A 23,041-nucleotide genomic window follows, 5' to 3' on the forward strand; every position below is an offset into this window, starting at 1 on the left:
AGATCGAAATCCAGGCGCAGAGCGACGAAATGGCGCTGGCCGCTTTGAAAGACGTCACCATCACCAGCACGGACGGGAAGATCGTGATCGCGGCTTCGAAGGAAGTGTGGATCAGCGCGGGCGGGTCGTACATCCAGATCAACGGCAGCGGGATCATCAATGGCTCGCCGGGACCGATTCTCGAAAAATGCGCGTCATGGGATGTGCCTGGGGCGGATTCGATGCGTGTGCCGTTGCCGCCGATGCCGGTACCGCAGAATTCCGGGCCATATAGCTTGCGGTTCGATTTATCAGGAGCGCTCGCAGATGGAGAAATACCTGGAAACGCGTCGTATCTCGTCAAGGTCGGAGAGGATACTCAATATTACGGAACACTCAACGAGGACGGCATGACCGGAAGAGTTTTCACGGAGAAGGAAGAAACCGTCCAGATCAGGGTGAGAAATGGCGATTGGATTCACCATATGGACACGGTCAACGATGATCTGTTCGCGGGTGGAGATGAGGTATAGGAATAATGTGAAATCACAATAAAAAAATGAGTTTCAATGGCTTTGCTGAAATTCGTTCGTTTTGGGATCGGGCAAAATTTTTGTGGGCGGTTTTGTTTTGCTCCATGGCTTTCGGCTGTAAGGCCCAGAGCGAGGTGCCCGTTCCGGAAAACGTCACTCCAACAAGCTCCGAATATAAAACAGAGATCTTTAATCTCGTAGATCCAGATGGGGAGCGATATGGGACAGCAAGTGGTCGGGCGGTGTCAGCCGCGTTCGATAGTTTTGTGAATCTGTCCGGCCTGGATGTGCAAATACTTCGAAGACGCTTGCTGAGCGGCCCTGCAACAGCAGGATCGCTTTGGAAAGTAGATGAGTCTCGTGAATGGCTCTATCACATTTGCCAGGCAAAGCAGTGCAACGTCACGAACGTTGCTCTGCTTTACGACGAACAGTCTCATCGCACGGCTGGGCGACTGCTGTATCGCTGCACGCCGCAATGGCTTGGGAACCCAAGTAACGCGGAAAAGGCGCTAATCGAGAAAGAATATCCGATCAAGTTCGATGCGGACGACGCCAGAATTTTTTGCAAGGGGCAATGAGCGATGAGCAAAGGCGCAATTAAAGAATTCTTGGGCGCGCTTTTTCAGAGTGAGGGCGGGGGCAACTATCAAGTCATTAATAAGTGCGGGTACATCGGCAAGTATCAGTTCGGTGAGTCCGCATTAAGCGATCTTGGCTATTACGTCCCGGACGGATCATCGCCTTGGATCAAGAAGCCGAACGATCACACGGTTTTCCAGTATCAGTGGAAAGGAACATGGACTGGAAAGGATGGAATCACCAGCTTGGAGGATTTCAGAAATTCGCCGGACGAGCAGGACGTTGCCGCCATCATTTGGGTCAGGCTGCTGTGTTCGCGCGCGCATCAATATGGCGCGGACCAATATGAAGGCAAGATAATTTCCGGAATAACAATTACGCATTCCGGCATTGTCGGCGCAGTTCACCTCAAGGGATTCGGAACGAGCGAGCATGCCGGTGTGATGCAATTTCTGAAATCGGGCGGGACCCAGGATCCGGAGGACGCGAATGGCACGTCGGTTTCAGACTATATCGACAAGTTCGGCGATTACGATCTCGGCTGCTGCTCGGGTGCGTTGGGCATTCAGTTTGTCAACAAGAAAAAGCAGCCGGTTTCCGGTGTGCACTATCAGGTAAAGTCTGGTGGGAAGGTTGTGCAGGAAGGCCATAGCGAATCGTCCGGGAAAATCAGTCAGTCCGTTAAGAACATTTCGTTCACTCAGACGTTGGAGGTTTGGGTGAAGGAGACGGAAGCGGATCTCGAGATGGCTTGGAAGGGAAATATTTCCAGCTCAATTTCCACTTTGACGCTGACCAGCCCGCACAGCAAAGTCGAAGCCAACACAAATGCGCATTCCGGACCTCCGGGGGATCATCGCCGGGATAGCCAACTAGCGGGGTATACAGTCGAGCATGGCGACTCGCTGTGGAAAATCGCCCGTCAGCACGGGACATGCGTTGCCGAGATCCGGCGCGTCAATCCTGGGCTAGACGGCAATTTAATTACGCCAGAACAGAAAATTAAACTAACGGCGGGTGGGGCAGCATCGGGCGGGTCTTCGTCTCCGACAGTTGCATCCTCCGGAGATCAATTGGATTCCCAGCAGGCATCTCAAGCGCCGCAGCAAGCGAAAGTGACCCGCAACGACAATGGCCATCCTGTTGCAGTGGCCGAGGCGTCTGACGATTCTTCTCCCGAAGGCGATCCCAAGCAGAAGATGTTTAAGGTTCTGCGTAGTGGCGCAAAGTACGGAAAGAAATCCGCTAATTTTAGTGGGCCCGTGGCGGCGCAAAAGGCAAGATTAGGGCAACCGATCTATAGCGTACAAAAAGCGCCCAACGTGTCGACAGGGGAATGCTGGAAGTATGTGAAGATCGCCCTCTTGGCATCAAGCATGGTCGATTCATATCCATCTCACGTCGAAGCGAAAGACGCTGGAAACGATCTTGAAAAGGCGGGATTTCAAAATATTCTTTCCGATCCCTCCTATCAGATCGCCAGCCCCTACGACGCGCCTGAAGGTGCCGTGATCGTCTACGGCACAACCGATGGCTCGACGCACGGACATGCCGAAGTGGTACTGCCCGGACATTTGTTTGCGAGCGATTACATCAGTCCAAATAGTAGAGTGATGCGAAAGAACGAGACGCCCACGTTGATAGGGAAAGGAAGAAAGGTCATAGGAGTCTGGGTCAAATGAAGTCGAAGAATTTATTTTTTATCTGTGGCGCGGCGCTCTTCTGCTTCGGAAAGCTTGCCTTGGCCGAGCAAGGCAGCGACGACCCGTTCGTCGAGTTTCAGAGCCGGTTCGGAGGTAATCAGGAATTCGTTTGCATGGAAAAAAGTGGGAAGAGACTTTTCGTTAACGTCAGCGTGCCTCAAGCGGATTCCGATCAGATGAAGATCATTTCCCGCTCGGAATGGGGCGAAGTACTGTCGATATATCTGTCCAGAGGAGAAGGCCAGTCTATGGATTCGTCATGGGGGGCGCCGAAATTCGATCAGTCGATGAAGTTCATGTCGATCCGATTGCAGGGCGGCCAAACGCTCGTTTTCGAGAGATTTCGAGATCTCCCTGATCCCGATGCAGATGAAAGGCATTTCGACCATAAACCGTACTTCGAGCTGACGATCGACGGCGGGGAAAAGATGCATTGCAGTCAAGTTCTTAACTTGCCTTGACGCTCGAATGGAAGGCGATGCGTGTGGATAGCGGTATGGATTCGCAAAATTGCGGCCTTAACCGCTGCCACGCCCGAGAATTCTTTGGCTGTACACGATCACGCCGAACCATGCCGATTGACCGGCAGCCCGTCTGCCGAAGCGCAGCGGATCGGTTAAGCTTGGCAGCTGCGCCGTCCGTCTCGCGGGCGGACCATCTTCAACGAGGAGGCTCCATGGCAGAAGCGCTATTTGATATTCCGCTGAAGGCAATCGACGGCAACGCAACCAGTCTTGCCGATTATCGTGGGAAGGTGCTGCTGGTCGTCAACGTTGCGTCGAAATGCGGACTCACGCCGCAATACAGCGGTCTCGAAGCGCTGTATCAGGACAAACGCGCGTCGGGTCTGGAAGTGCTCGGATTTCCCGCCAACAATTTCAAGGGCCAGGAGCCGGGCAGCGACAGCGAGATCGCCGCGTTTTGCAGCACGAGTTATGACGTGCATTTCCCGCTCTTTTCGAAAATCTCCGTGCTCGGCGACGACCAGCATCCGCTGTACGCGCGGCTCGTTCAAGCGCAACCCGCCGCGACAGGTGAAGGACCGTTCCGCGAAAGACTGAAGGGTTACGGCGTCGATCCGGCGAATCGCGCGGACGTGTTGTGGAATTTCGAAAAATTTCTGATCGGCCGCGACGGCGAGGTGGTCGGCCGGTTTGCGCCCGATGTGACGGCGGACGATCCGCGCCTCGTCGCCGCGATCGACGCCGAACTGGCGAAGGCGTAACGAACGGCGTGGCCACGAGAGCCACGCCGAGCCAGCGGCCATGCCGGTTTAGCTGCGTTGCTGTAGCCTGTTGCGCTCGTCCTGAACGTCGATCGGTTCGACCACGCTGACCAGCAGCAACAGGCACAGCAGTGACGTTCCGACCATATACAGGAACACGCTGGTCCAGCTATAGCGATCCAGCAGAATGCCGACCGCCAACGGTGCGCATGCGCCGCCGATCTGACCCAGGCAATTCACGATGCCGAATGCGGTCGGATAGGTGGATTTGGTCGCGAGCCCCATCGGATACGCGGAGTAGCCGGCGAAACCGATACCGAGCATGAGCCCCGAAATCAGCAGCGTGATGCCCAGATAGGCGGCGCTATCCGGCGCGTCGATCAGCATCGCCATCATGAGCACGGTGCCGAGCGCGCCGAGCATCATCATCGGTTTGCGCCGGCCGCCGAGCAGCCTATCCGAGATCACGCCGCCGAGCATGTTGCCGGCCACCGCGCCGAGAAACGGCGCGGACGCGAGAAAGCCCATTTTCACGGACGCAAAGCCTTTGACCGTGACCAGATAGGTAGGAATCCACGACATGAAGATGTTGCTGATGCCGATCATGCAGCCATAGCCGAGCGCCACGCCGAGAATATTCCACGAGCGGAAAACCTGGCGCAAGGTTTCGAGTTGCGGCACGCGCTTCGTGCGATTGATCGCGTCGAGATACGGGATGCGCGCTGTCTGCGCGGCGCGCGGCGCGGCTGTGTCGCTGCGGTTGGCGGGCATGCCGTCGAGAATGTAGCGCTGCTCGGCGGGTGAACAGAAGCGGTTCTCACTGGGCGAGTTCGTCACCAGCACCATCCACGCGATCGCGAACAGGATGCCCGGAACCGCGAACACGAAGAAGATCTCCCGCCATCCCCACAACTGGATCACGAGGATGCACACGGAAGGCACGATCAACGGTCCGAGCTTGGATGCGGCGATCCATAACCCCGTGGCCGTGCCTTTTTCCCGCGCGGGAAACCAGCGGTTGATCACGTTCGTGCAACCGATCCCGAGCGGGCCTTCCGACAACCCCAGCCCGACGCGGTAGGCCTGCAGCAGAAAGACCGACGAGGTGGTGCCCATGAGGCCGGTAAACACCGACGTGAGGATCACGAAGACCGCGAACAGGAAGCCGGTGGTCTTTTCGCTGAGTCGCTTGTAGACGAGTCCGACCGGAATCTGCACGAAGCCGTAGGCGAACGAGAACAGACTGACGATGACGCCGGCCTGCGTGTTGCTGATGCCATATTCCTTCTTCAGGAACGGCAGCGCGATGCCGAAGTTCGCGCGATCGGCGCACGCGATCGCCCAGATGCAGAATATGAGCCCCATCACGACCCAGCGATGGTTCGTGCGTTTGTCGGTGAGCAAGCCCGCCTTGGCGGATCTCACCACCCCTTCAGCATTGTTCATTTGAATTCCTCCCAACGCACCGGCATCGGCGCTGGATCGCCTGATGACGGATGCCGTCTCCGATGTTCGAGCTTGCCTGCGAGGGCTCGCCTGATGCTGGCGGCCCGGTCTGGGTGAATCGCGCGGCGCCGCTTCAGCGCGCGACGGCGCGTTCGGCGCCGCGCTGGAAGCGGCGCCTGAGACGGCGCTGGTCCGCGTGACGGCACGCCGGATGGGAGGGGGATGAAGCAGGATCGTGACGCTGTTTCACGCTGTTGTCTCCGTCTGAAGTGAAAGGCTCTTTTATGTTCTTCTAGCCGCGATGAGCACTTCAGCAATCGGCAGGCGTGCTGTTTTTGTTGTTTGCGTCGACCGCGGAAATCCTCTTCCGACGGTATGAATTGTGGCGACGCGGAAATAGGCCGTCCAATCTTATATTGCTATTACTTGATGCCCGGATTGAATCGGTCGAAGCAGGCAAGCATCGAGTGCCGATTCGTGGATCAACTGATAGCGTTTTGGGATTGGACGTGACCCTTGAAAAAGATGATGATCCGCCGATGTCGCGATGGCAGGCGTGCGTCGAAGAGGGCGCGCAACCGGTCCGCGCAGTCAACGATCAACAAGGAGCGCGTGAATTGAAGCCGAGCATTTTGCAACTGAACCCGATCCTCGTCCCGGCCATAAACGCCAAACTGGGCGAGCTGTACACGATGCATCGCCTGTTCGAACAGGATGATAAGGATGCCTATATTCGCGAACATGGCGCGTCGATCCGAGGGGTGATCACAGGCGGACATACCGGCATCTCGAACGATCTGGTCGAACGCCTGCCGGCTCTGGAAGTGATCGCCGTCAACGGCGTGGGCACGGATGCGGTCGACCTCGAATTCGCCCGGGCGCGCGGCATTCCGGTGACGGCGACTTTCGGTGCGTTGACCGAGGACGTCGCGGACCTCGCACTCGGCTTGATGCTCGCGGTCTGCCGCGAAATCTGCCCGGGCAACACATTCGTGAAAACAGGAAGCTGGCAGAAAAATCCGCATCCGGGCGCGTTGCCGCTGTCGCATCGCTTCAACGGCAAACGTGTCGGCATCGTCGGCATGGGCAAGGTTGGCCGCGCGATTGCGCAGCGCGCATTCGCGTTCGGATGCCCGATCACGTACACGGATTTGCGCGCGATGCACGACGTGCCGCATCGGTTCGTCGGCGATCTGCTGTCGCTCGCGCGCGGTTGCGACATCCTGGTGCTGGCCGCCGCCGCCGATAAGGCGCAAGGCATCGTCAACGCCGCCGTGCTCGACGCGCTGGGCAAGGACGGCTATCTGGTGAATATCGCGCGCGGCAAGTTGGTGGTGGAAAGCGATCTGGTGGAAGCGTTGTCTCATGGCGTGATCGCGGGCGCGGGCCTCGACGTGTTCGTCGACGAGCCGAACGTGCCGGCCGCGCTGCTCGACATGGATCGCGTGGTATTGCAGGCGCATCGTGCGAGCGCGACGATCGAGTCGCGCACGGCGATGGGCGAAATGGTGATGGCGAGTCTCGCACAGGCGTTGGCTGGACAGCGGCCCGAAGGCAGCTTGACGACGTAGCCCGGCCACGCCAGGTTCCCCTTTTTCTCATGTTCGAAGAAGCCAGCTTGTCCGGCCCGCCACGCAGCGGGAAAAACGCGCCAACCCGCTGCCTCTATAATGGCTGGCCGCTATCCCCTCACTGTCGACCAACAATGCTTGATCTCGGACAAGTGCGTTGCTTCGTCGCCGCCGCGACAGAACTGAATTTCAGACGTGCCGCGGCGCTGCTGAACATGACCCAGCCGCCGTTGAGCAGGCAGATTCATTTGCTAGAAGACAGCCTCGGCGTGATGTTGTTCGAACGCGTCGGGCGCACGGTCAAGCTGACGACGGAAGGGCGCGTGTTTCTCGCGGACGCGACGCGTCTGCTGAGTCTGGCCGAGCAGGCCGAAAGCACCGTGCGGCGTGCCAGCAAGGGCAAAACGGGACGCGTGCGGATCGGCTTCACCGGCGCGGCCGGCTATGAGCTGATTCCTCAGCTGCTGGTCGAGGCTTCGCGCGTGCTGCCGGATATCGACGTGGTGCTGCTCGAACTGATCTCGTTCGCGCAGATCGAGGCCTTCGCCGCGAACGCCATCGACCTGGGCTTTCAGCGGCCATTGCCTTCGCGGCAGAAGCTGGAGTCTCTACTCGTCAATGAAGAGCCGTTGATCGTCGCGTTGCCGAAGGGCCACGCGCTGTGCCGTTACGAACAGATCGAACTCAAGCAGTTGAACAATCAACCGTTCATCATGCACTCGCCTACGCACGGCAAGTACTTCTACGACCGCATTACGAGCATGACCACCGCTGAGGGTGTGAATCTGAACGTCGCGCAATACATCGATCAAACACCGACGATCCTCTCTCTCGTGCGCGCTGGACTCGGCCTCGGCATTCTGCCGGCGTCGGCGCAACGATTCCGTTACGACAATGTCGAGTTCCGGTTCATCGCCAACAACGCGATTCAGGCGGAGATGTGCATGGTCTGGCGCGCCGATCAGGACAACCCGGCGGTTACCGCGTTCCGGCTGATGGCAGCGGAGTACTTTGCGAAGAAGGCGCAGGACTGAACACGCGAGTGCCGACGACGAAGCGCAAGCTCCAGAAGAAGAGAAAAACGCCCCGCAGGGCGTTTTTCAGAACTTCGACACGGCAAGGAACGCGCGCGCTCCCTGCCGTCCAGGACACACTTAGAACTTGTGACGGATGCCGACGCGGAATGCCAGCTGGTTGTCCGCTCCCGTGCCCGACGTGCTGAAGAAGCTCGTGCTCGAACCGATCTGCGCTTGCAGATCCTGCGTGCCGTTGTGGCCCGACGCGATCTGATAGATACCCAGTACATACACGTCCGTACGCTTGCTCAGCGCGTAGTCGGCGCTCAGGTCCACCTGGTTCCAGTGACCCGTGTTCGCTCCGCTCAGATGCATGTATGTGTAGCCTGCGCCTGCCGTCACAGCCGGCGTGAACGCGTACTTCGCGCCGGCTTCGTATGCGGCGAACGTCGTCGACTCGCCAGAGATCGGTGCGAGGCGCGTGTTCGTGTACAGGGCCCACAGCGTCGCCGCGCCGATTGCGTAACGGCCGCCAACGCCGACGGTGCGCAGGTCCTGGATCTGGCCGCTGCCGAGCGTCGGGAACGTCACGTTGGCCAGCGAAGTCGAGAAGGCCGGGGATGCCTGACCCGGATAGCGGATGTCCGTGTACGCTACGCCGAGACCGAACGGGCCGTTTGCGTAGTTCGCGCCGAAGCTGTAAGCGCGCGACGAACCCGCAACCGGTGCAGCGGTCGTGCCCGTAGCCGGCGTGCCGGCAAAGCCGCCTGCCTGGTTCGAGAAGCCGTACATCGCGCCGAAGGTCAGGCCTGCGAAATTCGCGCTGCTGAACTTGACCGAGTTGTTGATACGGCTCGACGTCAGCTGGTCGACGTCGTTGATATGGTAAGCGTAGTTACCCGCGACGGTCAGGCCGCCGGTCGAGTAGTTGCCGCCCAGGTAGTCCGTCGAAAACGAGTACTGGCGGCCGAACGTCAGCGAGCCGACGTTGTTCTGCGACAGACCCACATACGCTTGACGGCCGAACATCGCGCCGCCCTGGCCCAACGTGCCGTTTCCGCTGTTGAAGCCGTTTTCCAGGACGAACAGCGCTTTCAGGCCGTTGCCCAGATCTTCCGTGCCGCGCAGGCCCCAACGGCTGCCTTGCGCCACGCCGTCGTCGTACTTGAAGAGGTTGTCGTGGCCGGTCGCCGACTTCGAGTTGTTCACGTAGCTGATACCGGCATCGATCAGGCCGTACAGCGTGACGCTGCTTTGCGCGTGGGCGGCGGTGGCGAAGACGGCGAGAGTAGCGGCGGTCAATACTTTCTTGTTCAAAACATTCTCCGATTAAAAATTAAGCGATCGCGGCGCCGAGCTCTTTGGTCGGTCGTGCGATGGCCCGAAATTTAAGGGAACGCTGAGTACGGTATGTGACAGCTTGGGTAATTTTTGAATGTGTCGTGTAAGCGCGACACTCGGGTGGTTTTAGAAGTCGGGTTGCGCAAGGCACCCGGTGCATAAGCTTTTTCCGAATCGCGGATATAAGCGTATGAGAAGCAATTGGTTCTGGCGGGCCCGCCGCGCGTGCGACGATGCGTTCCTCGATTCAATGCAATCGCTCACGGGGTATCGCATGCACCGCCGCACGCTTATTCAGAATCTCCTCGCCATCGTCGCCGTTTCGCTGGGCGCAAGCCTTGCTCACGCGGACGAGAAACGCATCACCGTCGGCACGATGAGCGGCCCGGATGCGCAGATCTGGTCGGTCGTCACGAAGGCGGCGGCGCGCGAGGGGCTCGCCGTCAAGGTGATCGAGTTCAACGACTACGTGCAGCCGAACGCGGCGCTGGATGCGGGCGATCTCGACGCAAACGGCTTTCAGCATCAGCCGTTTCTCGACAGCCAGATCAGGCAACGGGGCTACAAGATCGTCAATGTCGGCCTGACCTACGTGTCGCCGATGGGCTTCTACTCGAAGAAATACAAGTCGCTCAAGGAGGATTTGCCGGACGGCGCGAAGGTGGGCATCCAGAACGATCCGTCCAATGGCAATCGCGCGCTCCTGCTGTTGCAGAAGTTCGGCGCGATCAAACTGAAGCCGGGCGTCGGCACGAACGGGGTCAACGCGACGCCGCTGGATGTCGTCGAGAATCCGAAGAAGATCAAGCTGGCCGAACTCGACGCCGCGCAATTGCCGCGCGCGCTCGACGACCTCGACGCGGCGTCGATCAATACCGACTACGCGGTCAAGGCCGGTTTGCAGCCGACCAAAGACGCGATCGCGATCGAAGACATCAAGGGGCCGTACGCGAACCTGATCGCGGTGCGTGTGCAGGATCGCAATCAGCCGTGGGTGAAGAAGCTGGTCGCCGCGTATGAGTCCGACGAGGTGCGCAAGTACATCGACACGCAGTTCAAAGGCGCGATCATTCCGGCGTTTTGAGCGGTGTTCAGCGGGTTTCGCCGCAACCGCCCGTATTTGATAAACGTTCGCGCGTAAACGCAGATCGCCCGCTGAACCAGCGGGCGATCTGTTTTGTCGCTCAAGTCTTCAGAGACGGACGCGGATAGGCGCGGCAAATCCGCTCGCGATTCATGCCGCACGTCAATTCATCAATTGCTCAGCAGCGAGCCGCTTCGGAACGCCTTGGCGCCCGCAATCCGCGCGAACTCGACGCCGGCCGTCGCGAAGCGCGTCAGATGCCGCGCGTACAACACGCCGGCCACGCTGTTCTTCACCGTGACGACGCGATCCGTCAACGGGTCGACGATATCGGCGATCGGATGGCCGGCATCCACCCACGTGCCGACCTCGCAGCGGTACACCAGCACGCCGCTGATCGGCGCGGCCAGCGGCTCGGCGCCGGCGAGCGGCGTGGCGGCGAATTCGAGCGGCGGCAGCGGCGCGGCCGTGCCTTCGATCACGCCCCGCGAGGTCAGATATTCGATGATCGCCTGGGCGTCATGCTCGGCGTACTCATATGACACTTCGCGCTGGCCGCGCAGTTCGACCGTCACGGAGATCGAGCCGTTCGGAATCGGGAAGCGGTCGCCGTATCGGCCGCGCAGATCCGACCAGCAGAAGCTGTGGATTTCGTCGAACGGGTTGCCCACTGAATTGAGCGCCAGCAGCGAGGCCTTGGCGTCGAGATAGCAGGCGAGCGGCTCGACTTCCGGCCACAGGTCCGGGTTCGTGTACAGGTGCATCGCGGCTTCCCAGTCGCAATGCAGGTCGAGCACGATGTCGGCGTCGTACGAGAGCTTTTGCAGCGCCAGACGTTGCGATTCGAGTTCGGTCGCGGGCTGTTGCGCGTCGAGCGCCTCACGCATCGCCGCGCGGATCGCGGCGCGGTTCGCGTCGATGTCGTCGGTCAGGCGAGCCTCGATGACCGGCTGCACCAGCGCCGACAGATCATGGAAGTTGCGGTTGAAATTCTGCGCGGTGTTGGCTTCGAAACGTCCCGTCAGATGGCCGAGAAAGTGCTGGTTCAGGCCAATCGGATTGGCCACCGGCACGATCACGACTTCGCCGCGCAGCTTGCCTGCGGCTTCGAGCGCGGCCAGCTTGCGGCGCAGCGCCCACGACACCAGCATGCCCGGCAACTCGTCGGCATGCAGCGACGACTGGATGTAGATCTTTTGCCCGCCGCCGGGACCGTAGTGAAAACTCGTCAGGTTGCGGGCGGTGCCGAGCGTCGGGGCAATCAGCGGATGGGTTTGGGTTTGCATGGTTTTCAGAGCCGCGGCTCAATCTGGCATGCCGCGTTATGTCGTTGATTACAGTGGGAAAGCGTGCTGTTCCGGGGGCTGCGTCAGGTGCTGCTTGAAGTGCTGCATCGAGTGCCGCGCGGCTGGGCGGGGCATCTCGCTGGCGAGCCGCTAGGCGGCATCGCGATCGCACGATCTTAGCCGAAATGGCGCGCGATGTGGCTCGCTGCGCCTCGACGGGGCTCCGCAAGGCTCTGCGGACCCCCCAAACGAAACGGGCTCCGCAGTGCGGAGCCCGTCTGGCAAGCCGTCAAGCGCGCATGACGCGCGCGAGGCGGGCTTAGCCGCCGTACACGTCGAAGTCGAAGTACTTCTTCTCCAGCTTCTTGTACGTACCGTCCTTGATGATGTCGGCGATCGCCTTGTCGACCTTCGCCTTCAGATCCGTGTCTTCCTTGCGCATGCCGATGCCCGCGCCGTTGCCGAGGATCTTCGGATCCACGAGGTCCTTGCCGACGAACTCGAAGCCCGCGCCGCGCGGCGTCTTCAGGAAGCCGATTTCAGCCTGCACCGCGTCCTGCAGCGCGGCGTCCAGACGGCCCGACAGCAAGTCGGCATAGACCTGGTCCTGGTTCTGATACGGCACGACCTTCGCGCCCTTCGGTTCCCAGTACGTCTTTGCGTAGGTTTCCTGGATCGTGCCCTGTTCAACGCCGATTGTCTTGCCCTTGAGCGAGTCGGCCGTCGGCAGGATGCCCGAACCCTTCTTCGCGACGAGGCGCGTCGGCGTGTTGAACAGCTTCGACGAGAACGCGACCTGTTCGGCGCGTTGCGGCGTCATCGACATCGACGAGAGCACGCCGTCGAACTTCTTCGCCTTCAGCGCCGGAATCATGCCGTCGAAGTCGTTTTCGACCCACACGCACTTGGCATTCAGGCGCTTGCAGATTTCATTGCCGAGGTCGATGTCGAAGCCAACGAGCTTGCCGTCCGAGCCCTTGGACTCAAAGGGGGGGTAGCTGGCATCGACGCCAAAACGGATCGTGGACCAGTCTTTAGCGTGTGCGCCAATCGAGACGGTGGCAAGCAGAGCAACCGTCAAAGCCGCTAGCAGTTTTTTCACTGTTTAACTCCTCGGTGTAGTTCAAATACGCCCACGTGCGGTTGTGCCGCTGCGGGACGCCCGGCGCGACTCACGACCGGGTTTGGGTTGAAGCCGCCGGCCGGGGCAGCCAGCAGCGCGGGCCAAGCTTATCAGTTCAAAAAAGTTGGGAAGCTAGTGAAACACCGGATGGCGGGCGAGGATGGCTTCTAAACCGGGAACGCGCGGCGGATTTCGGCGCGGACCGTGCGTGGAGCGCCGCGCGGTGAACCGCCCGCACTGTGTAATGACGTAGTAATAAAGTTGGCTAAGTGTGTCGCGGGCGCGAATGGCGACGGCCAGAACGACGAGGGCCGGTTTGCGCAATTCGCGCGGGATATGACGACACCTCTGCTTTGAATCGGCCCGCGCGCGTTTAAAGGTTGCGCATGAAATGCCGTTAAATACAGATGAGCGGATTTGCCGAATTCGCGGTGATGGGCTGCTTTTTATAGCGAGGGTTCGGAGATAAAAAAGTCCGGCTTTAGCGCTATCATCTGTGCTCTTCGCCTTCGCCATGCTTGCAGCGAACGGGCGGATCAGTCCGGAAAGTCACCGAGTCCACCTTCGCCGCTGCCACACCGCGTGTTTGCGCTCGTCCAACGGCCTTCTGCTAAACGGTGTTGTATATGCACATGATGTTGTCGGCGGATGAAATGCGCTGTTTCAGACAGTCCTTTCAGCGGCGACTGGCGCGCGCGTCTGCTTCGGCACTCGCGCGCCTGCCGCGCGGCGCGATGCTTCGCGCTGTATCGACACTGCTGTTCGGCGCCGTTTTCGGTTTGGGCTTCGGGTCGCCGGCGCAGGCCGAGGCCGGCGAGAAAGTCCTGCGCGTTCTCGCGTGGCCCGGTTACGCGGATGCCGACGTGGTGAAGACATTCGAGCAGCGCTATCAGGTGAAGGTCGAAGTCACGCTGGTCGATTCCGACGAGGCGTTGTGGGCCCTCATGCATGGCAAGGACGCTCCGTCGTTCGACGTGCTCGCCGCCAACACCGCCGAAATCCGCCGCTATACGCAGGCGAATCTGCTGGCGCCGCTCGATCTGTCCCGCCTGCCGAACACGAAAAAGCAGTTGCCGCGTTTTCAGGCGCTCGACTCCATCGAAGGGCTGACCTCGGCGGGCAAGGTGTACGCGATCCCGTTCACGTATTCGTCGATGGGGCTCATCTACGATCGCAAGCAGATTCCGGTCGCGCCGCGCTCGATGCGCGAGTTGTGGAACCCGCAGTACCGCGGCAAGGTGCTCGACTTCAACAGCGCGCAACACAACTTCTCGTTCACGGCGCTGGCGCTCGGCTATCCGCATCCGTTTCAACTCGACGCCGCGCAAATGCGCACGATCGCCCACAAGCTCGTCGATCTGCGCCGCAACCTGCTGACCTATTACACGTTGCCGGAAGAGGCAACCGCGTTCTTCATCCAGCACAAGGTCGCGTTGATGTTCGGCAACTACGGCACCCAGCAGGTCGAACTGCTACGCCGCGCGGGCGCGGATGTGGGCTACGTGATTCCCGACGAAGGCGCGCTCGCGTGGCTCGACTGCTGGTCGATCACGCGTTCGGCGAGCGACCGGACGCTCGCGCTCGCGTGGATCAACTACATGCTCGAACCGGGCGTGAGCGCGATGCTCACGCAGCGCCAGGGACTCGCCAACACGCTGAGCGCGGGCGTGGACAAGAGCGACAGCGCGCGCATCGTGTGGATCGGTCCGGTGGAAGATATTCAACGCCGCGAGGAGCTGTGGGCTCGCATCGTGTCCGGCGACCGGTCGGAGGAGTTCTGATGCTACGGCCCGCGTTGACCTTCAAGCTATCGGTGCTGTTCGCCTGCATTGGCGTGCTCGCGTCGGGCGCGACCGGTTATTACGCGTACCACGCGAATCGCACGATGCTGGTCAACGAAGCCGAACACAGCCTGCTGACCTCGACGGAATTGCTGGGACAGCGCTTTGCCGCGTCGATCGACGACGTGGCCGCCGACGCGCTGGTGCTCGCGACCATGCCGTCGTCGGCAAGCGTCGCGCAAACCGACGACGGCGTCGGCGCGAGTCCGCCGCGCGAGCGGCTGGCCCAGGTGTATTCGAGCTTCATGGTGCATCACCCGGAGTACCTGCAAATCCGCCTGATCACGCGTCAACACTATGGGCTCGAACTGATCCGCTTCGATCGCGACGGCGATGGGCTCGTGCGCGTCGACGGGCGCAAGCTGCAGGAAAAAGGCCAGTTCGCGTATGTGTTCGATACGCTCGCGTTCACGCCCGGGCGCATCTACACGTCGCCGATTTCAGTCAATCACGAGTACGGCACCCATGCCGCCGAAGGCAAGCCGACGCTGCGCATCGGCACGCCGGTGGCGGACTTCAACGGGAGCGTGGTGGGCGTGGTGGTGATCGACATCGATCTGGCCGGCATGCTCAAGCGCTTGCAGAGCGATCTGCCAAGCGACTACCAGATCTATCTCGCCAACGAATGGGGCGACTTCCTGGTTCATCCGGACGCGTCGAAGACCTTCGGCTTCGACCGGGGCCGGCGCGTGCTGATGCAGGACAGCTTCTCCATGACGAAGCCGTTGTTCGAGCAGACCCAAAGCGAAGTGCTGGCCAACGGTTTGGCGCACCCCCGGCAGGCAGCCGGCCAGGTGCTCGCATTCGTACGCAGGCCGCTCGGCGGCTCCGAGGGCAACCGCTTCATCGTGCTGGGTCTCGCCAAGCCGCTCGACGATGTGCTGTCGGGCGCGCATCTGCTGGGCAACCGGATCATCCGCATGGTGCTGATCTTCAGCGGCCTCTCGGTGCTGCTGGCGATTCTGTTCGCGCGCGCGTTGACCAAGCCGCTGCATCTGCTCGCGTATGCGGCGACACATCTGTTCGCCGAGCACGCGATGCACACGCTGCCGCTCAAACGCACCGACGAGATCGGTGTGCTGGCGCGCTGCTTCGATCGTCTGCGCCGTGAAATCAAGGCGCAAATGGATGCGCTGCATGCGAAGCAGCGCGAACTCGTGCACCTCGCCACGCATGACACGCTGACCGGATTGCCGAACCGCATGCTGTTCATGCAGAAGCTCGAAAGCGCGATCGAGGAGGCGGCGCGGCGTGACGAAGGGCTCGCGGTGCTGTTCGTCGACCTGGACCGCTTCAAGCAGATCAACGACCAGTTCGGCCACTCGGTCGGCGACAAGGTGCTCGCCGCGGTGGCGCTGCGTCTCGAGCAGGTGCTGTGCGCCGGGGATGTGATCGCGCGGCTGGGCGGCGACGAGTTCATCGTGCTGATCGAGGGGCCGCGCGTCGCAGAGGCGGCGCCCGGCATCGCGTCACGCATCATGGACGCGTTGAACGAAACGCTGCTGATGGATGGGCATAGCATGATGGTGGGTGCGAGCATCGGCATCAGCCAGTTCCCTGACGATAGTGGCACGGCCGAGGAGTTGCTGCTCAACGCGGACGCGGCGATGTATGCGGCGAAATCCGGCGGAGGTTGCGCGTATTTGCGCTATCAGGAAGTGCTCGAGGCGCGCCGGCGCGAACAGGCCGGGTTGGCGCGCGCGCGAGCGGGCGAAGGCGCGGCCGAAGGGCGTGAAGCCGAGCCGACCGCTTGATCTGCCTGAGGCGCGTCATGCGTGCGGTGCGCTCGACGCGCCGCGGTGCCTGCCGCTCCACACCGCGCCCGTTTCCACCACACAACGACGCGATTGCCTAGGGCATAGACTGCACGGCCGCTTGGGAAACGATTCAGGACATCAAGGCGCAGATGGATCGGGTGCGCTATCTGAGCCTGCCGGATGTGTCGCCGCTCGATCTGCTGATCAAGCAGCACGCGAAGATTCTGGCCGGCTTGCGCGCACACGACCCGAGCGCCGCCGAAGACGCGATGCGCAGCCATCTGCGCGAGATTCTGATGTCGCTCGGCCCGATCGCCGCGCGCAACCCCGCGTGGTTCGACGCGGACAAGCCGGAGCGCGTGCCGTTGTCGACGTGAGACTGAGGCACGACGCGGCGCGACTGCGCGGCTGGTTTTCCACCCATCCCATCAAACGATCCGTACGCCGTTGCGATACGTCGCGCGCGGCACCGGCAGCGCGTCGAGCATCGTCACGCGCACGAAGTCCGCGCGCAGCCCCGTTTCGATTGCGCCCCGGTCGTGCAGGCCGGCCGTGCGCGCCGGTTCGGCGGAGACCGTCGCCATCGCGCGCGGCAGCGTCCAGCCGGCTTTATCGACCAGTTCGAACACGGCGGTCATCAGGCTCGACGGCACGTAATCCGACGACAGGATATCGAGCAGGTCCGCTCGCGCCAGTTCGAGCGCCGACACGTTGCCCGAGTGCGAGCCGCCGCGCACGATATTCGGCGCGCCCATGATCGTCGAGATGCCATGCTCGCGCGCGGCTTCGGCGGCGATGCGGGTGGTCGGGAATTCGGCGAGCACGATGCCTTCGGCCTTTGCCTGTTCGACGTGCTCGATCAGCGTGTCGTCGTGGCTCGCCACTGGAATGCCGAGTTGCTTGCAGCGCGTGACGATCTCGCGGCGGTGCGCATCGGCGTAACGTTCCTGTTCGACCGACAGTTCGGTCAGCGCGGTCGCGACGTGTTCATCGCTCAGCTTGCCGTTGCGTTCCTGGAAGCGGCGCCATTGCTCGCGGTCATGCCATTGCCGCTGACCGGGCGTGTGATCCATCACCGATGCGAGCCGCAACAGCGGATGCGTGCACAGCGAGTCGAATACTTCTACCACGTCAGCGGTGGCGATCTCGCACCGCAAATGCAGGAAGTGTTCGGCGCGCAACAGTTTGCGCGTGGAAAAACGCAGCAGGGATTCGGCGCACTGTGTTTGCAGATCGCGGCCGCGCAGTCCGACGCTCGATCGGGAGCCGATCGCGAGCGCATCGAACACCGTGGTGATGCCCGCGGCCGCCACCTGGGCGTCGTGGATCACGAATGCGGCATCCGTATTCCATTGCACGCCCGGACGCGGTGCGAGATGCTTCTCCAGGTTGTCCGTGTGCAGTTCGATCAGACCGGGCAGCAGATAGTCGCCGTCCCAATCTTCCGCTTCGAGCGCGGCGGTCGTGCCGCGCTCGATGTCGCGAATCACACCGTCTTCGACGCGTAGCACGCCGGTAAATACGTCTTCTCGCGTCACGATGCGAGCGTTCCTGATCAACATCGACTTGCTCCGTTTAAGTCGGGCCTTGGGTGTTCCTGCTGCCGCTGTGTTTGCATGTCTCTGCGTTAGTCCGGCACCGCGCGCCGCTGGTTCATTCTAGTGCCGTTTGAGGTCGAACAAATAGTCAGTGCCGGCGTGGCGGCCGCAGTTCCAGACGGCGTGTCGCAACCTTGTTGCGCGTCTCTTCGTCGTGAAAGATACCGACGATCGCCGCACCGCGTTCGCGCGCTTCGACGATCAGATCGGCGACCACGTCGCGGTTCTCCGCGTCGAGCGAAGCCGTCGGTTCGTCGAGCAGCAACAACGGATGCCCGGCGATCAAGCCGCGCGCGATATTCACGCGCTGCTGCTCGCCTCCCGAGAAGGTGGCGGGCGCCAGCGTCCACAGCCGCTCCGGCACGTTCAGCCGGGCAAGCAGCGCGGCGGCGCGCGTGCGGGCCTCGGGTTCGGCGACGCCGCGCGACAGCAGCGGCTCGGCGACGAGCGTGAGTGTCGGCACACGTGGAATCACGTGCAGAAACTGGCTCACGTAGCCGACCACGTTGCGGCGCAGACGCAATACATCATGCGGTTGCGCGCCGGTGATCGATACCGGCTGACCGTGATCCGCTGAATCGCGAATCTCGATCGAACCGGTGCTCGCGAGATAGTTGCCGTACAGACAACGCAGCAGCGTGCTCTTACCCGCGCCCGATGGGCCGACCAGCACGACGCACTCGCCGCGCTCGACGTCGAGCGACACGCCCGCAAGCGCTTCGATTTGCACGCCGCCCTGGCCATGCAGCGTAAAGGTCTTGCCGATTCCAGCCGCGCGCAGCATCAGCGCGGCGTTGGTGGAGAACGCGTGCTCACTCGCACGCGCTTCAAAGCCTGTATCAATGGATCGCATCGTGAGCCTCAAACCGGCAGAACCGAGGAAACCAGCGTTTGCGTATAAGGGTGCTGCGGATCGTCGAGCACCTGATCCGTCAGACCCGCTTCGACGACTTCACCGGCCTGCATGACCATCAGCCGATGCGCGAGCAGCCGCGCCACGCCGATATCGTGCGTGACGATCAGCACCGACAGATGCAGCGTGGACGTCAGCGTGCGCAACAGATCGAGCAGACGCGCCTGCACGGACACGTCTAGGCCAGCGGTGGGTTCGTCCATGAAAACGAGCCGTGGACCGGTCACGAGATTGCGCGCGATCTGCAAGCGCTGCTGCATGCCGCCCGAAAACGCGCTGGGAAATTCGTCGATGCGCGAAGCGTCGAGTTCGACACGCTCCATCCATTGCGTGGCCGCGTGGCGGATCTCTCCATAGTGGCGCGCGCCGACGGCCATGAGCGGCTCGCCGATATTCGCGCCGGCAGATACGCCACTGCGCAGGCCGTCACGCGGATTCTGCTGCACGAAGCCCCACTCGGTGCGCATCAGCAAACGCCGGCGCGGTTCCGACAGCGCGAGCAGATCGAGCCGCTCGCCATGCGTGGCGGCGTAGTGGAGCGAGCCGCTGTCGGCCGCGCTTTTCAACGCGAGCGTATTCAACAGCGTGGTCTTGCCCGAGCCGGATTCGCCGACGATGCACAGCACTTCGCCCGGATACAGGTCGAAGCTGACGTTGCGGCAACCGTTGCGGCCGCCGAATTGTTTGGTCAGCGCGCGGGCGCTCAATAGCGGCGTCATGCGGATTCTCCGTGGCGTGCGGTGGGCGCTGCCGGATCGAGGTCCGCGTCGCCGCGCCGCTCGTGGCAGTAGTCGCTATCCGAGCAGACGAACATGCGCTTGCCCGCGTCGTCGACGATCATTTCGTCGAGGAAGCTTTCCGTCGATCCGCACAGCGCGCACGCGTGCTGCCACTTCTGCACTTCGAACGGATGGTCGTCGAAGTCGAGACTGCGGACCGGCGTGTACGGCGGGATCGCGTGAATGCGCCGCTCGCGGCCGGCGCCGAACAATTGCAGCGCGGGGTTCATATGCATTTTCGGGTTGTCGAACTTCGGGATCGGTGACGGCGAACTCAGATAGCGGCCGTTGACGATCACCGGATAGTCGTAAGTGGTCGCGATACTGCCGTGATGCACGATGTCCTCGTAGAGCTTCACGCTGATCAGGCCATAGTCGGCGAGCGCATGCAACTTTTTGCATTCGGCGACGCGAGGTTCGAGCCGGTAGAGCGGTTCGGGCATCGGCACCTGATAGACCAGAATCTGTTTGTCCGTGAGCGGCGTTTCGGGAATCCGGTGACGCGTCTGGATGATCGTCGCTTCGGCCGTGCGGCGCGTGGTCGCCACGCCGGTCGTGCGCGCGAAGAAGCGGCGGATGTTGACCGCGTTGGTGGTTTCGTCGGAGCCCTGGTCGATCACCTTCAGCGTGTCGTTCCTGCCGATGATCGCCGCGGTGACCTGAATGCCGCCTGTGCCCCAGCCGAACGGCAACGGCATTTCACGCGACGCGAACGGCACCTGATAGCCCGGCACGGCCACAGCCTTGAGCAACGCGCGCCGCAGCATGCGCTTGGTCTGCTCGTCGAGGTACGCGAAGTTGTAGCCGTGCGCGGCGCTGTCGGGCGCGCTACCAGCAGTGGTGGCTTGAAATGTCCCGGGCGCGTTCATGCGGCCTGCTCCTCGTGATCGCTGCGTTTGTCGTCGCGCTGATGTTCGTTGTGATCGCGCTCTTGCGTGCCATGCTGCGCGCGCAGGCGCCGCACGAGTTCCAGTTCCGACTGGAAGTCGACGTAGTGGGGCAGCTTCAGATGCTGAACGAAGCCCGAGGCCTCGACGTTATCGCTATGCGAAAGCATGAATTCGATGTCCTGCGTGGACGACGCGATCGTTTCGCCGAGTTCCTCGGCGCGCAACGCGCGATCCACCAGCGCCATCGCCATCGCCTTGCGTTCCGAGTGGCCGAACGCGAGGCCGTAGCCTTGCGTGAACGCCGGCGGCACCGCGCCGCTGCCGGCGAACTGGTTGATCATCTGGCATTCGGTGATGTCGATCTCGCCGATGTCGACCGCTTCGCCCAGTTCGTCGAGTTCCATTTCGACGGCAATCGTGCCGAAGCGGATCTCGCCCGCGAACGGATGCGAATGCGCATAGCCGCGCTGCGTTGCGTAACCCATGGCGAGCAGGAAGCCTTCGTCGCCGCGCGCGAGGTTCTGCAGGCGCGTCGCGCGGCTCGCCGGAAAGGCGAGCGGTTCACGTGAAAGATCGCCGGGCTCCCGTGCGTCCGCAGTGGGGCGCTCCTGTTCGATCAGCCCTTCCTTGTCGAGCAGGGTGACGACGCGCGGCATGGCTTGCGTTGACGCCGCCGTGCTTTCACGCGATGCCGGACTTGCCGGCGCGCCGCTTGCATCCGTGCGTTCACCCGCACCGTCGCCTTCGGCGAGCAACGCAAAATCCAGCAGACGTTGCGTGTAATCGTAAGTGGCGCCGAGCATCTGGCCGCCCGGAATGTCCTTGAACGTCGCCGAAATGCGCCGCTCGACCTGCATCGTCTCGGTGTCGATCGGTTGCGTGTAGCCGAAACGCGGCAATGTGGTGCGATACGCGCGCAGCAGGAAGATCGCTTCGACCAGATCGCCGGCGGCCTGCTTGATGGCGAGCGCGGCGAGTTCCTCGTCGAATACCGAGCCTTCGGTCATCACGCGCGCGACCGCGAGGCGCAACTGCTCGCGAATCTGCGCGACGCTGAGTTCGGCAAGCCGCGGATCGCCACGGCGTTCCTTGTCGAGCAGGCGCCATGACGCTTCGATCGCGCGCTCTCCACCCTTGACGGCAACGTACATCAGTTCACCTTTGCTTGAGTTGTGCGCGGCAGGCCGATCAGGCGCGCGCCGCAGACGAGGTAACAATCGATCCCGCATGGAAACAGCGGGGCGAGCGCGGCGCGTTCGCGCCAGAAATGCTCGGGCAGACCGACCGGTGAAATCGTTTCGGTCTCCAGAATGCCGGGGCCGTTGAGTACGACCGGCGTTCCGCCCGTCAGCGCTTCGACGCGAATCAGCAGCGTGACGGATTGCTCGGGCGATTCCGCCTCGCCGAGCGCGAAGCTCTCCAACGAGGGCAATGCGCTCGCATCATGGATATACGCAAACGCGGCCGCGCCGGGTTCGTCGACGAGCGGCGCGCCGGTATGAAAGCGCAACGCCGAGCCGAGCGCGGTATCGGGTTGCGCGAGCCACACGGGCGTCGCGTAATCGCACAGCGCCAGCAGCGCGGCAAACGCGGCGGGCTCGGCGCGGCTCGTCCGCATGTCGGGCAACACGCTTTCAATCACGCCGATCGGGCCCGGCCGCGACAGGGCATCGAGCAGCGTGCGGAACACCGCTTGGGTGTCGTGGACCGGGTCCGTGAAACCCGGCGTCAACGTGGACAAAGCAATCTGCGAGTTTTCCATCATGCGCCCCGCACCATCGTGAAGAATTCGACGCGCGTGGCCGCGGCGTCCTGTTGCCGCTCGGCGCGGCGCGCAGCCTGCTGCGCGGCGAGCGGCTCGATCAGCTGGCGATGCAACGCCGCGTGATGTTCGGGCAGTTGCAGCAGCGCGTCCGCCAGCGCGGCGAGTTCGGCGCGGCGGCGGTCGCGGCCCAGATGGCACGCGACACCGACGGCGGCGGTGTCCGCATCATCCGGTACACGCAGACGCAAGGTCGCTCGCGTGACCGTGGCCTCGCCGAGATTGAACGGGTCGCCGCTGCCGCCGATGCGCCCGCGCACCATCGCAAGGCCGATTTCGGGCGGCCGCAGCCAGTCGTAAGCGGGAGTGGGAATGGCGTGCAGCGCGCGCTCCAGCGCGGCTTCGAGATCGGCGCGCGGCGTGCGCGCCAGCACGGCCATCCACGCGCGCCGGGCCGACGAGGGCGGCACGGCGGAAGCGGCGGTAGGCGAGGCGGGAGTAGCGCTCATCGGAGTTCCTGTTGATCCAGCGAATGGACATTTGACCATCTATTCATCTAAACGTCTAGACGTTTAAAGGTATGCTTGCCGAGCGGTGTTGCGCGATAGACCC

21 protein-coding genes and 1 pseudogene are annotated in these 23,041 nt (G+C 62.1%); 11 read left to right on the forward strand and 11 right to left on the reverse strand.

What is annotated here, in order from left to right; all coding sequences use genetic code 11:
* The 5 genes from PQR02_RS05085 to PQR02_RS05105 all read left to right on the forward strand — a co-directional run.
* Positions 1-512: DUF2345 domain-containing protein (locus PQR02_RS05085; RefSeq protein WP_408226395.1), on the forward strand; the 512-nt coding region annotated here is incomplete at its 5' end.
* A 26-nt stretch (positions 513-538) separates the two neighbouring features.
* Positions 539-1,093 carry a hypothetical protein gene (locus PQR02_RS05090; protein ID WP_408226398.1) on the forward strand — a complete coding sequence of 185 codons (555 nt, stop codon included), beginning with the start codon at positions 539-541 and terminating at the stop codon, positions 1,091-1,093.
* Between the two features lie 3 nt (positions 1,094-1,096).
* Entirely contained in the window at positions 1,097-2,776 is a 1,680-nt protein-coding gene (locus PQR02_RS05095) for a LysM peptidoglycan-binding domain-containing protein (RefSeq protein WP_408226401.1), read from the forward strand.
* Positions 2,773-3,258, forward strand: coding sequence for a hypothetical protein (locus PQR02_RS05100; protein WP_408226404.1), 486 nt, complete (start codon positions 2,773-2,775; stop codon positions 3,256-3,258). Before PQR02_RS05095 ends, PQR02_RS05100 begins: the two co-directional genes overlap by 4 nt.
* A 215-nt stretch (positions 3,259-3,473) precedes the next feature.
* Positions 3,474-4,022 carry a glutathione peroxidase gene (locus PQR02_RS05105; RefSeq protein WP_408226407.1) on the forward strand — a complete coding sequence of 183 codons (549 nt, stop codon included), beginning with the start codon at positions 3,474-3,476 and terminating at the stop codon, positions 4,020-4,022.
* A 48-nt stretch (positions 4,023-4,070) separates the two neighbouring features.
* On the opposite strand, the gene PQR02_RS05110 is transcribed toward PQR02_RS05105, so the two are convergent.
* A complete protein-coding gene (locus tag PQR02_RS05110) occupies positions 4,071-5,468 on the reverse strand; it encodes an MFS transporter (protein WP_408226410.1) in 1,398 nt (465 codons plus the stop codon).
* A 617-nt stretch (positions 5,469-6,085) separates the two neighbouring features.
* Between PQR02_RS05110 and PQR02_RS05115 the strand changes: the two genes are divergently transcribed.
* Positions 6,086-7,039: a 2-hydroxyacid dehydrogenase gene (locus PQR02_RS05115; RefSeq protein WP_408226413.1), complete on the forward strand. Its 954-nt coding sequence runs from the start codon at positions 6,086-6,088 to the stop codon at positions 7,037-7,039.
* A gap of 134 nt (positions 7,040-7,173) precedes the next feature.
* Complete coding sequence (locus PQR02_RS05120) at positions 7,174-8,073, forward strand: LysR family transcriptional regulator (RefSeq protein WP_408226416.1); 900 nt, start codon at positions 7,174-7,176, stop codon at positions 8,071-8,073.
* 120 nt (positions 8,074-8,193) lie between these two features.
* On the opposite strand, the gene PQR02_RS05125 is transcribed toward PQR02_RS05120, so the two are convergent.
* Positions 8,194-9,372 (reverse strand): porin, encoded by a 1,179-nt coding sequence (locus tag PQR02_RS05125; RefSeq protein ID WP_408226419.1) that lies wholly within the window; start codon positions 9,370-9,372, stop codon positions 8,194-8,196.
* Positions 9,373-9,670: 298 nt separating this feature from the next.
* Here PQR02_RS05125 and PQR02_RS05130 point away from each other — a divergent pair, with 298 nt between their 5' ends.
* Positions 9,671-10,480 carry a MetQ/NlpA family ABC transporter substrate-binding protein gene (locus PQR02_RS05130; protein ID WP_408226934.1) on the forward strand — a complete coding sequence of 270 codons (810 nt, stop codon included), beginning with the start codon at positions 9,671-9,673 and terminating at the stop codon, positions 10,478-10,480.
* A 170-nt stretch (positions 10,481-10,650) separates the two neighbouring features.
* Here PQR02_RS05130 and PQR02_RS05135 read toward each other — a convergent pair whose 3' ends face one another.
* Together PQR02_RS05135 and PQR02_RS05140 are read right to left on the reverse strand one after the other, a co-directional pair.
* Entirely contained in the window at positions 10,651-11,766 is a 1,116-nt protein-coding gene (locus PQR02_RS05135; protein ID WP_408226422.1) for a succinylglutamate desuccinylase/aspartoacylase family protein, read from the reverse strand.
* A gap of 319 nt (positions 11,767-12,085) precedes the next feature.
* Positions 12,086-12,868, reverse strand: a complete 783-nt coding sequence (locus PQR02_RS05140; RefSeq protein ID WP_408226425.1) for an ABC transporter substrate-binding protein — start codon at positions 12,866-12,868, stop codon at positions 12,086-12,088.
* A 755-nt stretch (positions 12,869-13,623) separates the two neighbouring features.
* On the opposite strand from PQR02_RS05140, the gene PQR02_RS05145 reads away from it, so the two are divergent.
* The 3 genes and pseudogenes from PQR02_RS05145 to PQR02_RS05155 form a co-directional block, all read left to right on the forward strand.
* On the forward strand, positions 13,624-14,670 hold the full coding sequence (locus PQR02_RS05145; RefSeq protein WP_408226428.1) for an extracellular solute-binding protein: 1,047 nt from the start codon (positions 13,624-13,626) through the stop codon (positions 14,668-14,670).
* The gene (locus PQR02_RS05150; RefSeq protein WP_408226431.1) at positions 14,670-16,484 is read left to right on the forward strand and encodes a diguanylate cyclase domain-containing protein; all 1,815 of its coding nucleotides are present in this window, start codon (positions 14,670-14,672) and stop codon (positions 16,482-16,484) included. Before PQR02_RS05145 ends, PQR02_RS05150 begins: the two co-directional genes overlap by 1 nt.
* Positions 16,485-16,588: 104 nt before the next feature.
* Positions 16,589-16,864: pseudogene (locus tag PQR02_RS05155) on the forward strand (FCD domain-containing protein); the annotation flags it as partial.
* 51 nt (positions 16,865-16,915) lie between these two features.
* On the opposite strand, the gene PQR02_RS05160 reads toward PQR02_RS05155, so the two are convergent.
* The 7 genes from PQR02_RS05160 to phnG form a co-directional block, all read right to left on the reverse strand.
* On the reverse strand, positions 16,916-18,049 hold the full coding sequence (locus PQR02_RS05160) for an alpha-D-ribose 1-methylphosphonate 5-triphosphate diphosphatase (protein ID WP_408226434.1): 1,134 nt from the start codon (positions 18,047-18,049) through the stop codon (positions 16,916-16,918).
* A 124-nt stretch (positions 18,050-18,173) separates the two neighbouring features.
* Entirely contained in the window at positions 18,174-18,938 is a 765-nt protein-coding gene (gene phnL / locus PQR02_RS05165; RefSeq protein WP_408226437.1) for a phosphonate C-P lyase system protein PhnL, read from the reverse strand.
* Positions 18,939-18,946: 8 nt separating this feature from the next.
* A complete protein-coding gene (gene phnK / locus PQR02_RS05170; RefSeq protein ID WP_408226440.1) occupies positions 18,947-19,717 on the reverse strand; it encodes a phosphonate C-P lyase system protein PhnK in 771 nt (256 codons plus the stop codon).
* Entirely contained in the window at positions 19,714-20,646 is a 933-nt protein-coding gene (locus tag PQR02_RS05175; RefSeq protein ID WP_408226443.1) for an alpha-D-ribose 1-methylphosphonate 5-phosphate C-P-lyase PhnJ, read from the reverse strand. Before PQR02_RS05175 ends, phnK begins: the two co-directional genes overlap by 4 nt.
* Positions 20,643-21,818 (reverse strand): carbon-phosphorus lyase complex subunit, encoded by a 1,176-nt coding sequence (locus PQR02_RS05180; RefSeq protein ID WP_408226446.1) that lies wholly within the window; start codon positions 21,816-21,818, stop codon positions 20,643-20,645. The genes PQR02_RS05175 and PQR02_RS05180 overlap by 4 nt, the downstream gene beginning before the upstream one ends.
* Positions 21,818-22,429 carry a phosphonate C-P lyase system protein PhnH gene (phnH, locus tag PQR02_RS05185; protein ID WP_408226937.1) on the reverse strand — a complete coding sequence of 204 codons (612 nt, stop codon included), beginning with the start codon at positions 22,427-22,429 and terminating at the stop codon, positions 21,818-21,820. The genes PQR02_RS05180 and phnH overlap by 1 nt, the downstream gene beginning before the upstream one ends.
* Positions 22,429-22,938: a phosphonate C-P lyase system protein PhnG gene (gene phnG, locus PQR02_RS05190; protein ID WP_408226449.1), complete on the reverse strand. Its 510-nt coding sequence runs from the start codon at positions 22,936-22,938 to the stop codon at positions 22,429-22,431. The genes phnH and phnG overlap by 1 nt, the downstream gene beginning before the upstream one ends.
* Between the last annotated feature and the right edge of the window lie 103 nt (positions 22,939-23,041).

This window comes from Paraburkholderia sediminicola, assembly GCF_046026895.1.
GTDB lineage: Bacteria > Pseudomonadota > Gammaproteobacteria > Burkholderiales > Burkholderiaceae > Paraburkholderia > Paraburkholderia sediminicola_C.

Bases quoted from the DNA above. Each gene is read 5' to 3' on its own strand.
- PQR02_RS05090 (WP_408226398.1), top strand. From the start codon at position 539: ATGAGTTTCAATGGCTTTGCTGAAATTCGTTCGTTTTGGGATCGGGCA.
- PQR02_RS05095 (WP_408226401.1), top strand. From the start codon at position 1,097: ATGAGCAAAGGCGCAATTAAAGAATTCTTGGGCGCGCTTTTTCAGAGT.
- PQR02_RS05100 (WP_408226404.1), top strand. From the start codon at position 2,773: ATGAAGTCGAAGAATTTATTTTTTATCTGTGGCGCGGCGCTCTTCTGC.
- PQR02_RS05105 (WP_408226407.1), top strand. From the start codon at position 3,474: ATGGCAGAAGCGCTATTTGATATTCCGCTGAAGGCAATCGACGGCAAC.
- PQR02_RS05110 (WP_408226410.1), bottom strand. From the start codon at position 5,468: ATGAACAATGCTGAAGGGGTGGTGAGATCCGCCAAGGCGGGCTTGCTC.
- PQR02_RS05120 (WP_408226416.1), top strand. From the start codon at position 7,174: ATGCTTGATCTCGGACAAGTGCGTTGCTTCGTCGCCGCCGCGACAGAA.
- PQR02_RS05130 (WP_408226934.1), top strand. From the start codon at position 9,671: ATGCACCGCCGCACGCTTATTCAGAATCTCCTCGCCATCGTCGCCGTT.
- PQR02_RS05135 (WP_408226422.1), bottom strand. From the start codon at position 11,766: ATGCAAACCCAAACCCATCCGCTGATTGCCCCGACGCTCGGCACCGCC.
- PQR02_RS05145 (WP_408226428.1), top strand. From the start codon at position 13,624: ATGCTTCGCGCTGTATCGACACTGCTGTTCGGCGCCGTTTTCGGTTTG.
- PQR02_RS05150 (WP_408226431.1), top strand. From the start codon at position 14,670: ATGCTACGGCCCGCGTTGACCTTCAAGCTATCGGTGCTGTTCGCCTGC.
- PQR02_RS05160 (WP_408226434.1), bottom strand. From the start codon at position 18,049: ATGTTGATCAGGAACGCTCGCATCGTGACGCGAGAAGACGTATTTACC.
- phnL (WP_408226437.1), bottom strand. From the start codon at position 18,938: ATGCGATCCATTGATACAGGCTTTGAAGCGCGTGCGAGTGAGCACGCG.
- phnK (WP_408226440.1), bottom strand. From the start codon at position 19,717: ATGACGCCGCTATTGAGCGCCCGCGCGCTGACCAAACAATTCGGCGGC.
- PQR02_RS05175 (WP_408226443.1), bottom strand. From the start codon at position 20,646: ATGAACGCGCCCGGGACATTTCAAGCCACCACTGCTGGTAGCGCGCCC.
- PQR02_RS05180 (WP_408226446.1), bottom strand. From the start codon at position 21,818: ATGTACGTTGCCGTCAAGGGTGGAGAGCGCGCGATCGAAGCGTCATGG.
- phnH (WP_408226937.1), bottom strand. From the start codon at position 22,429: ATGGAAAACTCGCAGATTGCTTTGTCCACGTTGACGCCGGGTTTCACG.
- phnG (WP_408226449.1), bottom strand. From the start codon at position 22,938: ATGAGCGCTACTCCCGCCTCGCCTACCGCCGCTTCCGCCGTGCCGCCC.